9 protein-coding genes and 1 pseudogene are annotated in these 9,060 nt (G+C 67.4%); 2 read left to right on the top strand and 8 right to left on the bottom strand.

Annotated features, from left to right (window positions below; translation table 11 throughout):
* Positions 1–72: 72 nt before the first annotated feature.
* Both ACWD4J_RS10725 and ACWD4J_RS10720 read right to left on the bottom strand, forming a co-directional pair.
* Positions 73–225, bottom strand: coding sequence for a hypothetical protein (locus ACWD4J_RS10725; RefSeq protein ID WP_451394966.1), 153 nt, complete (start codon positions 223–225; stop codon positions 73–75).
* Entirely contained in the window at positions 225–500 is a 276-nt protein-coding gene (locus ACWD4J_RS10720) for a hypothetical protein (RefSeq protein ID WP_451394965.1), read from the bottom strand. Before ACWD4J_RS10720 ends, ACWD4J_RS10725 begins: the two co-directional genes overlap by 1 nt.
* Positions 501–708: 208 nt before the next feature.
* On the opposite strand from ACWD4J_RS10720, the gene ACWD4J_RS10715 reads away from it, so the two are divergent.
* Entirely contained in the window at positions 709–1,980 is a 1,272-nt protein-coding gene (locus ACWD4J_RS10715) for a hypothetical protein (RefSeq protein ID WP_451394964.1), read from the top strand.
* Positions 1,977–2,573, top strand: a complete 597-nt coding sequence (locus ACWD4J_RS10710; protein ID WP_451394963.1) for a GNAT family N-acetyltransferase — start codon at positions 1,977–1,979, stop codon at positions 2,571–2,573. The genes ACWD4J_RS10715 and ACWD4J_RS10710 overlap by 4 nt, the downstream gene beginning before the upstream one ends.
* Here the strand turns inward: ACWD4J_RS10710 and ACWD4J_RS10705 are convergent.
* The 6 genes and pseudogenes from ACWD4J_RS10705 to ACWD4J_RS10680 all read right to left on the bottom strand — a co-directional run.
* Positions 2,527–2,838: pseudogene (locus ACWD4J_RS10705) on the bottom strand (ATP-binding protein); the annotation flags it as partial. The gene ACWD4J_RS10710 and the pseudogene ACWD4J_RS10705 sit on opposite strands and share 47 nt — an antisense overlap.
* 57 nt (positions 2,839–2,895) lie before the next feature.
* On the bottom strand, positions 2,896–3,513 hold the full coding sequence (locus ACWD4J_RS10700; RefSeq protein ID WP_451394962.1) for a hypothetical protein: 618 nt from the start codon (positions 3,511–3,513) through the stop codon (positions 2,896–2,898).
* On the bottom strand, positions 3,510–4,016 hold the full coding sequence (locus ACWD4J_RS10695; protein WP_451394961.1) for an RNA polymerase sigma factor: 507 nt from the start codon (positions 4,014–4,016) through the stop codon (positions 3,510–3,512). The genes ACWD4J_RS10700 and ACWD4J_RS10695 overlap by 4 nt, the downstream gene beginning before the upstream one ends.
* Before the next feature lie 138 nt (positions 4,017–4,154).
* Positions 4,155–4,895, bottom strand: a complete 741-nt coding sequence (locus tag ACWD4J_RS10690) for a hypothetical protein (RefSeq protein ID WP_451394960.1) — start codon at positions 4,893–4,895, stop codon at positions 4,155–4,157.
* A 12-nt stretch (positions 4,896–4,907) separates the two neighbouring features.
* Positions 4,908–5,567: a hypothetical protein gene (locus ACWD4J_RS10685; protein WP_451394959.1), complete on the bottom strand. Its 660-nt coding sequence runs from the start codon at positions 5,565–5,567 to the stop codon at positions 4,908–4,910.
* Positions 5,568–6,051: 484 nt separating this feature from the next.
* Complete coding sequence (locus ACWD4J_RS10680) at positions 6,052–9,024, bottom strand: glycoside hydrolase family 3 C-terminal domain-containing protein (protein ID WP_451394958.1); 2,973 nt, start codon at positions 9,022–9,024, stop codon at positions 6,052–6,054.
* Between the last annotated feature and the right edge of the window lie 36 nt (positions 9,025–9,060).

Below are 9,060 nucleotides of genomic sequence, written 5' to 3'. Positions count from 1 at the left end.
AGCTATCTCGCCGGACTCCACCTGCGCGCCTCGATGATCTGGCTCAAAGACCTCACCCGGACCACCCATTGATCACGACTCGATACGCGCCCTAGGGCAGCTGCCTTTGTGGCTGTAGTTGGTCAGCGGTGCCGCGGACCCGCGGTCGTGGACGTGCACGTTGAACGGCTGGCCGGGCTTGATGCCCTGCTGGCAGCGGCAGCAGATCATGCGATCCCCGCTCATCACCGGGCCTCCTTCACCGTAGAGCGCAAGGCCGTGCCTTCCTGGCACTGAGATTGGTCATCGGCGCACTGCTCGCACCTCTGGCTGTGATCCAGCAGGGCTCGATAGGCGTGTGGCTCTGCGCAGGAGCTGCAGCTGCGTGGGAACCACCGCGCCTGGTCGTCGACGACCTTCATTGCTCGCGGCCCGAGGTCGACGGCCGTGCCGTTGTCGAGCGCGACTGCGCACCACACGCAGGCCTTGCCGCGCACCTGCTGTTCGGACAGCGTGCTCACCGGCGGTAGGGGGTAGACCTGCTCGCGTGTTGCGTCCGCTTCCTTGAGTCCGCTGCCTCTCGTCATGGCATCGAGGAAACCGGAAGTGTGCTGTCGGGCATCAGGACAGAACTTGGGGAGTTACCGGCAGCCGACCGGACAGTTTTACTGAACGGCTGATGACAGTAGGGCTACCGTCGAGAGACGCAGGCGCACGATGGGGGCAACCGTGGCCGAGCAGCGGAACATCAAGTTCGAGGCACTGCTGATCGAGTTCGGCTATACCCACGCCGAGTTAGCCGATGAGGTCAACCAGACCGCCGAGGACATGTTCGGCAAGCCCACGCAGTGCACCGACCGGCACGTCCGCCGCTGGATCACAGGCGACGTGCAATGGCCCTGGTCTCGCTACCTCCTGCCGCTACAGGAAATCTTCGGCCGCAGCCCGGAGGCCATGGGGTTCGTCCCGCGCAAGTCGTCACGCGTTCCTGCGCCGCCCCGGCGGCCGACACCCGTGAAGGAGGAGCATCCGGTGCGACGACGGGAGTTCATTGCGGTCGGCCTGGCTGCAGCCCTCGGCCTTGACGCCCTGCCCTCCGCGGGTCGACTCGGTACGGGGGACGTGGAGCGGATCCGTGCCATCGTCCCGGCCCTGTACAACCACGACCACGCTCTGGGCGGCGGAGCCCTGCACGAGGTCGCTGCGCAGGCCCTGCGACAGGTCCATCAGGCGCTGAACCAGTGCACCTACGGAGAACGCGTCGAACGTGACCTGTACGCGGCCGCGGGGGATCTCGCCGCGTCGGCGGGCTGGTTCGCATACGACGCTGGACGGCAGGCGGAGGCGACCAGCCTCTACAACGAAGCGCTGCAGGCCGGGATGCTAGCTGGGGACGGCATGTTGCAGGCGCGCGTCTGGTCGAACCTTGCGATGCAGGCCCGGCTGCTGAACCGCGACCAAGTGGCTCTACGGATCGGTCGCGCCGCCGTCGAGACGCGGCAGGCCAAGGGTGATCCGTGGTTGATGGCGCTGCTCCACTGCCGCCAAGCGGTCGGCCACGCCCACACCGGCGACCGCACACGTGCGGAGCGGTCCCTTTCCCGAGCTGAGACGGCCTACGGCCGCGCCCAGGGCAAGCCCGCTGCGTGGCTGTCGTTCCTTACCCCGGCGGAGCTCACGGGCCTCGCAGGGGCAGCGCACCAGGCGCTCGGGCGGCATGCACGCGCCCAGCAACTCACTGCCGCCGCACTCGGGATGCTTGAGCCGCGCTTCGAGCGGAACCGGGTCTACTACACGGTGCAGCGCGCGCAGGCGCTCCTCGATGGCGGGGACGTTGAGCATGCCGCCGCTGAAGCCGGCAAGGCAGTCGCGATAGCCAGCCGCGTACAGAGTGAACGAATCCGCGGGAAACTCGGCGACCTGCGGCAGCAAATGCGCCAGCACGCACACGTACCCGCGGCGGCGGACTTCCTTGAGCAGACACGACAGACGGGAGCGTGATCGTGGACGGGCTGAGACTGGAACGCAGGGACGCGGCAGGACTCGGTGACATCCGGCCCAAGCTCCTCGACGTATACGCGGAGATCTACGCGGACCGGCTCGGCGAGGAGTTCCACAGCGTTGCCCGGTTCGACGAGCGGCTCGGCTGGAACACCGAAGTGCCTGGCTTCGCCGCTGTCGTCGGCTACCTCGACGATGCCCCGGTCGGCTATGCCTACGGCTGCACCCTGCAGGCGGAGACCCGCTGGTGGAACGGCTTGCGCATGCCCGTTACCGAGGGGGCGACTGTCGAGACGGGGGCCCGCACGTTCGCCCTGTCTGAGCTCATGGTCATCGAGAAGTTCCGCGGCGCCGGGGTGGCGCGGCAGATCCACGACGAGCTGCTGCGCGGTCGGCCGGAGGAACGCGTAACACTCCTGGTCGAGCGAGATCATCCGAAGGTGCGGGCCCTGTACGAGGCGTGGGGCTATGAGTGGTTCGGCGAGCTAGAAGCGTTCCCTGACGCGCCCCTGTACGACGCGATGATGCTGCAGCTGCAGCTGCACCTGCCGCCACCACCCTCTTCTCGATCAGGACATCCGTCGCTTTCGTGAGAGTGGCGTGGGCGATACCGCCGGCGGCACGCGCGATGTTGGTGAATGTCCGCTCCCCGGTGCCGATGACCCGTAGGACTCCCCTGCTCTTCGCCTGCGGAAACTCCGCGGCCAGTCAGCGCTCCGCGGAGACCAGCAGTGTCGAGATCGGGTAGTCCAGCGAGTCACGGAGAAACTCCCAGACATCCGCTACGGCCCGCCACTCCGCGCGGATCAGCGGGAGACCGCCGTTGATCAGGGCGGCGTCGCGACCATTTCCCGGCCCGCTGATGGAACGGGCGGTCGTAGCTGGACTTGGTGACTCCGATGCGAACCCGGACGGCTACCGCGCACGCCATTCCGGTGGACAGGTGGTGTGCGCGGCCTTGCCCATGGCGTCTCGGATCAACTTCTCGAAGTAGTCGGCCCTCTTATCACGGAAGATGCCGGCTGCCCGCGAGGTGAGCTGCGGTGTCATGACGAGCACGTGCTGACCGGCCTTCAATGTGTCCTTGGGGTCCGCGTATGCGGGGTCAATGACCGTGAGGCGGACTGTGTTCTTCCCTGCCGATGGCTTGATCCACTCTTGTACGTCCAAAGTGAAGGTGATCATGTGGTCGGCGGTAGGTTCCGACACTGAAGCGATGTCGCCGCGTGCAATCACCGGGGCGCAGGCGATGGCCTCGGGCAAGGTTTGCCCCTGCCCGTCGGCGGCCCTCTGAGCGCCACCTTCCTTCCGCTCGCCTCCGTCGCCCGGGAACGCGATGCCGATACCCACGCCGACACAGACGACCGCTGCGGCGACGGCTGCCAACAACAGGCGGGGTCGGCGGTGGGGGCTCTGCCCGGTCGGCTGTGTCTGCGGCATGGCGGAGGGTTTCCCGGCCTCCTCTGCAATGAGGGCGAAGGCCCTGCGAATCCGTTCATCCTCGTACGGGCCAGGGCTATCTGTCGTGTTCACAGGTCCTCCTTCTCCCTTTCGTCGAGCCGATCACGCAGGGCGCCGGTGGCGCTGTGCAGCCGGCTCTTTACCGTGCCTTCAGGGACATCGAGCAGGCGAGCAATGTCACGTACCGGGAGGTCTGCGTAGTAGCGCAGGGTCAGCACCTGCCGCTGTACGCCGGTGAGTTCGTCCAGACCGCGGGCAACCGTCAAGGCCAGAACCCGATCGTCCTCGACGTGCGGACTGGAGGAGCGGTCCCACTGCGCGGCCAGGCGTGCGCGCAGCCCATCTGCCCGCACACGCTCGCGATGCCAGTCCACCGCCACCCGCGAGGCGACCACCGCACACCAAGTCGCCGGATCACGAACCAACTCCCGATCCGCCGCCTGCCGTTCCAAAAGTCTGAGCCGGACCTCCTGGACTCCGTCATCGAGGTCGCCCCACGGGACGCCTCCCAGCACGAGGACGGCACGGATCCTGGCGATGTCGGCATCCTGCCGGGCGGCGCGCTTTCTCGTCACTGTGTCCCCCTTCTCACAACCGGACGGAACAACTGCCCGAAACGTTCGGTCGCTCCGGTGATCAACATGGAGAACGGGGCGACCGCGGGCCCTGGAGGAACCGCGACCACCCCGTCTGTCTCTACCTAAGCGACTGCCTCAACTGCAGCTCTCGGCGACAGCGCTGCTCCGAGACACTGCGCTGGACTCCTCAGGCGTAGCTGACTGCAGTGCTGCGACCAGCGCCTGCGCACCCTGTCCTGCCAGCTCGGCCTCCAAGGACCCCGTGGTGTCCGCGGCGGCGGTCCGTGCCACCGACGCACTACGGGTCACGCCTGCCAGTTCGCCCTGCCCGATCACACCGTTATCGAAGGGGACCTCTGACCCCTCGCCGAGCCCTCGCCACTGGGCGGGTGCCGGCTCGTCACCGTCCGAGCACTCGGCCTCCTCCCAGACCATGGCCATGACGTACTGGTGGCCCGACTCGACACGGGGGCGCTCCGCTAACGCCATCTTCGTGCGGTTGCTGGTGTCACCGTCTTTGAACTCATAGCCGACGGCCGAGTAGTTCCATGTGGAGGGAGCCTGCGGGGCTCCGTCTCGGGACCACAAAACCTGCTCGATTTCGAGGGTCAATTCCCTGCCGATGACCCCCTCGCCTCTGGCGACCTCCAGCTCGGTTGGAGGTATCTCCTGCTCGCCCGCGACGGTGACCACGACAACGTGGTCGGCATAGGTGACCCAGTCCGAGGCCGTTTCGCTCGGGAGGTGATCCGAGCCCTGGCCCAGGATGATGTTCTGCCCTGACCTGGGGCCGTCCGGAGCTGCCGCCAGAACTACGGTTGATGCCACCATCGCTGCAGCGGCGCCCGCGAGAGCAAGACGTATCCGGTATCTCACGAAGTCCGCTCCTCAGTAGGTGGCGTTGATGTTCTCGACGTTGTTGGCACCCAGCCCCGTGAAGTAGCCGACGGGACTGGCAAGACAACCCAGCCGCGTGTCGTCCATGAGGAGCTGTGGATCAGAGTAATTGCCGTGCTGGAGTCCGACCGCGTGCCCGGTCTCGTGGCAGGACAGCCCCGGGCTGTAAGTGTCGTTCCCTCGGATGCGGATGTACTGCTGATCGCACTCCTCGTTGTCAGCGGCGGACGCGTCGTTGCACCAGGTGGATCCGTCGGCGCTCGATGGCAGACCGGTGGAGCCCTCCTGGTAGATGATGTCGGTCTCGCCCGCACCGGAGAACACCGGAGTCGAGTCGTAGTGCCGGGCGAGGTCCGTCGGCGCGTACTCGTTCGCGAGCATGTCGACGACGATCGTCCGGTCTCGGGGCTCAAGCTCGTACTCGCCCGCGCTGTCCATGTAGTAGTAGACGTCGGCATCGTCTGTCTGACAGGCCTGGCCGCTACCGCCGACCTCCTGGTTGAAGCAGTAGCTCAGGGTGTAGGCCGTCGGGAACATGTTGTCCGTCGTCGCTGCCCAGGCCACGCCGGACCCGACCATCACCCCTGCGAGGACCGCTGCCGCAATCCCTGCGGCCTTGCGCCTCGATGATCTCGCTGGTTCCTTGCTCACGGGTTCCCCCTCGTGCCGGAACGCGCACCTCTCCCGTTACCCACCGAGTGGGGAAAGAGTGCTGGATGTGAGCAGCATATGAACACTGAGCAGAACTGACACGACACTTACGGAAGTTAGCCCAAGGAAACGCAAAGCAGGGCCACAGAAGGCGTCAAGGATCGGCCCCCACCGTGCCGGAGGGCGCTCCCGTGACGGACCGAGCCAGGGTCCCGGCCAGGGCTGTGGACGCTCACGCAATTCGGCTCTGTCGGATGTCTTGTGACGGAGCCGGTCTGAACTGGGCATCAACTGGGCTTGCGATTCCAGGCATTTGGGGCGGTTGCTGCCGCATTTATTGGGTGTGGTGATGGAGTCGGTGGAGCGGGCCGCCGAGGCGGTCACCGATGACCCCGCTGCGGCAGACCTGAGACCGCAACAGGCGGACCCGAGCCCCGCCGCCATCCGGCAGGGCTCCGGTCCGCCCAGCGGGCGCCCGCTCCGCTCAGCGCAGCGAGAACGTCGACAGCCGCAGGCCGTCGCTGAGCACCAGGTACACGTCCTGGCGGCCCTTGGCGGCGGCCGAGAGGTCGGCGGTCACCGTGTCGTACGTGTACGTCGAGCCGGTGCCCGACGTCTTCGCCGTGCCGACCAGCGTGCCGGTCGGGGAGCCGAGGCGGACCTCGACCGTCCCGGAGCCCGTGCTCGCCACGCGCGCGGTGAACTCACCCGCGCCCGCTCCGAGCTGCGCGTCGGCGAACTTCAGCCACGCTCCGTTCTCCGTGGCGCCCACCGAGGTGCCGCTCGCCTTCGACTCGTCGACGAGACGGATGCCCTCGTAGTCGTCGAAGTTCTCCGCACGCGTCGTCTTCGTCAGGTCCCGGGCCGGGATCGTCTCGCCCTTGACCTTCACCGACGTACGGGTGCGGATGTCGTCGGCCGAGGCGCCGATCAGGACGTCGTACGTGCCGGTCTCAACGACCCACTTGGAGCGCGTCACGTCCCAGTGCGCGAGGTCCTTAGTCGCGAGCTTCAGCTTCACCGTCTTCGTCTCGCCCGGCTTCAGCGAAACCCGCTGATACGCCTTCAGCTGCTTCAGCGGCTGCTTGTCTCGTGAGACGCGCTGGTGGGTGTAGAGCTGCACGACCTCGTCGCCCGCCCGCTTGCCGGTGTTCGTGACGGCCACCTCGTAGCCGCCGTTGACCGGCTTGACCTGGCCGTACTCGAAGGTCGTGTACGACAGGCCGTATCCGAAGGCGTACAGCGGATCGCCCTTGAAGTACTGGTAGGTGCGGTCGTACTTGATGTTGTCGTACTCGAGGATCGACGGGAGGTCCGACTCCGACCTGTACCAGGTCTGTGTGAGGCGGCCGGACGGGTTCACGTCGCCGAAGAGGACGTCGGCGAGGGCGTTGCCCGTCTCCTGGCCCGCGTGCGTGGTCCACAGCAGGGCCGGGATCTCCTTCTGGAGGTCGCCGAGCGTGGTCGGGTAGCTGTTCTCGACGACCACGACCGTGTTCGGGTTGGCCGCCTTCACTGCCTTGACCAGGGTCTCCTGCGAGCCGGCTAGACCCATGTCGGTCCGGTCGTTGGTCTCACGGCCGTTGATCGCGGGCATCGAGCCGACGACCACGACGGCCGTGTCCTTGCCCTTCACCGCCGCCACGGCCTCGTCGACGCCGCTGCGGACCACGTCCTTCGTGTAGTGCGCGGCCTTGTCCTTGGTGACGAAGCCGAGCGTGCCGTCGTCGCCCGTCGGGCCGAGGTAGACCGGGTTCGACCACCAGGACTCCCGGGTCTCGTAGCCCGCGTACCGCAGCAGATACGTGCCGTCGTCCTGCTTCTCCAGCTTGAACTGCTGCTGCACGAACCAGCCGCCCGGCTGCGCCTGGTCGTTGACGAAGTTCGACCAGTTGTAGCCGACGTACTTGCCGTTGGCGGCCGAGCGCAGCGTCAGCACGCCCGCGCCCCAGTCGAACGCGTCGAACTGCGTGTCCGTGCCCGCGCTCGTCGCGCTCTCCTTCAGCGCCGCGCCGCCCTCGTCCGTGCCCGCGGTGATGTACTTGCCGGTCTCCGTGTCCTTCAGCGCGATACGGTCGACGGCCTCGCTGCTCGTGACGTCGCCGGAGGAGCCGAGCTTGTTCGCGATGCCCTCCTTGGGCGTCACGGCGTACGGCAGCGTGCCCGAGTACCAGTCGGTGTAGAGGGTGTCGGCGAGCGGGCCGACGACCGCGACCTTCTTGGTGTCCGCCGCCTTCAGCGGCAGGGCCTTGTCCTGGTTCTTCAGCTTCTGGTTCTTCAGCAGCACCATCGACTCGGCCGCGGCCTCGCGGGCGAGCTTCTGGTGGGCCGGGCTGTTGATCACGGACTTGTCGATCTTGCCGTAGGGGCCGCCGTCCGGGTCGAACTCGCCGAGCCGGACCCGGATGTTCAGGATGTGCCCGGCGGCCTCGTCGATGTCCGATTCCTTGAGCAGTCCGCTCGACAGGGCGTTCTTGACCGCGGTGGTGGTGGGCGCGGAGTTGGTGTCGTCCCCGGTGAAGCTGTCGATGCCCGCCTTCAGCGCGGCTGCGTCGGCCTCGGCCTGCGTGCCGTAGTACTTCTGGCTGCCGACCAGGTTGCCCGGCGCGTAGGCGTCCGTGACGTTCAGCAGCTCCTGGTCCGTCCAGCCGCGCACGTCGTCGTCCAGCATCGGGTTCACCGTCGCCGGGCGGCCGTTGACGAGGTTGTACGAGGACATCACGCCGGTCACCGCGTCGGCCTCGATCGCGGGCTTGAACGCCGCCTCCTCGTACTCCTTGAGGACCCGTGGGCGCAGGTCGGACGAGGTCTGGTCGCGGAGGATCTCGTTGTTGTTGGCGAGGAAGTGCTTGATCGTGGGGGCCGTCTTGAGGTGGTCGGGGTCGCCGCCGGTCAGACCCGTGCCGTAGGCCGTGGCCATCGAGCCGGTCAGATACGGGTCCTCGGAGTAGCCCTCCTCGTTGCGGCCCCAGCGCGGGTCGCGCAGCGGATTCGCGACCGGCGCCCAGACGTTGAGGCCCCAGCCCGCCGGACGCTCCTGCTGGAAGCCGCGGGTCTCGTCGCCGACCGCCGAGCCGATCTTCTTGATCAGTGACGGGTCCCAGGTGGAGGCGAGCCCGACGGCCTGCGGGAAGACGGTCGTCTTGCCGAGCCACGCCACGCCGTGCAGGGCCTCGGTGCCGGTGCGGAACGACTGGATGCCGAGGCGGGGGATGGCGGGCTCGTACTGGTGGAGGAGGGAGATCTTCTCGTCGAGGGTGAGACGGGAGAGCAGGTCGTCGACCCGCTGGTCGACGGAGAGCCGTGGATCGCGGAAGGGGTAGGCCGGGTCGTCGGCCGTCGCGGGGGAGGTGGCGCCGAGTCCGGCCGTCAGCGCCAGGGCCAGGACCGGTATGGCGCCGCGTCTTGCACGTGTTGTCGTTCTGCTTCGTGCTCTGCGTGGGCTCGTGCTTCTCACGTTACGGCTCCTTCGATCTGCGTCGTTGCAGCGGGC

It is taken from the genome of Streptomyces sp. NPDC002577 (assembly GCF_053594815.1).
Note: the sequence above shows the minus strand (reverse complement) of the source record. Positions and strands in the feature narration are given on the sequence as shown.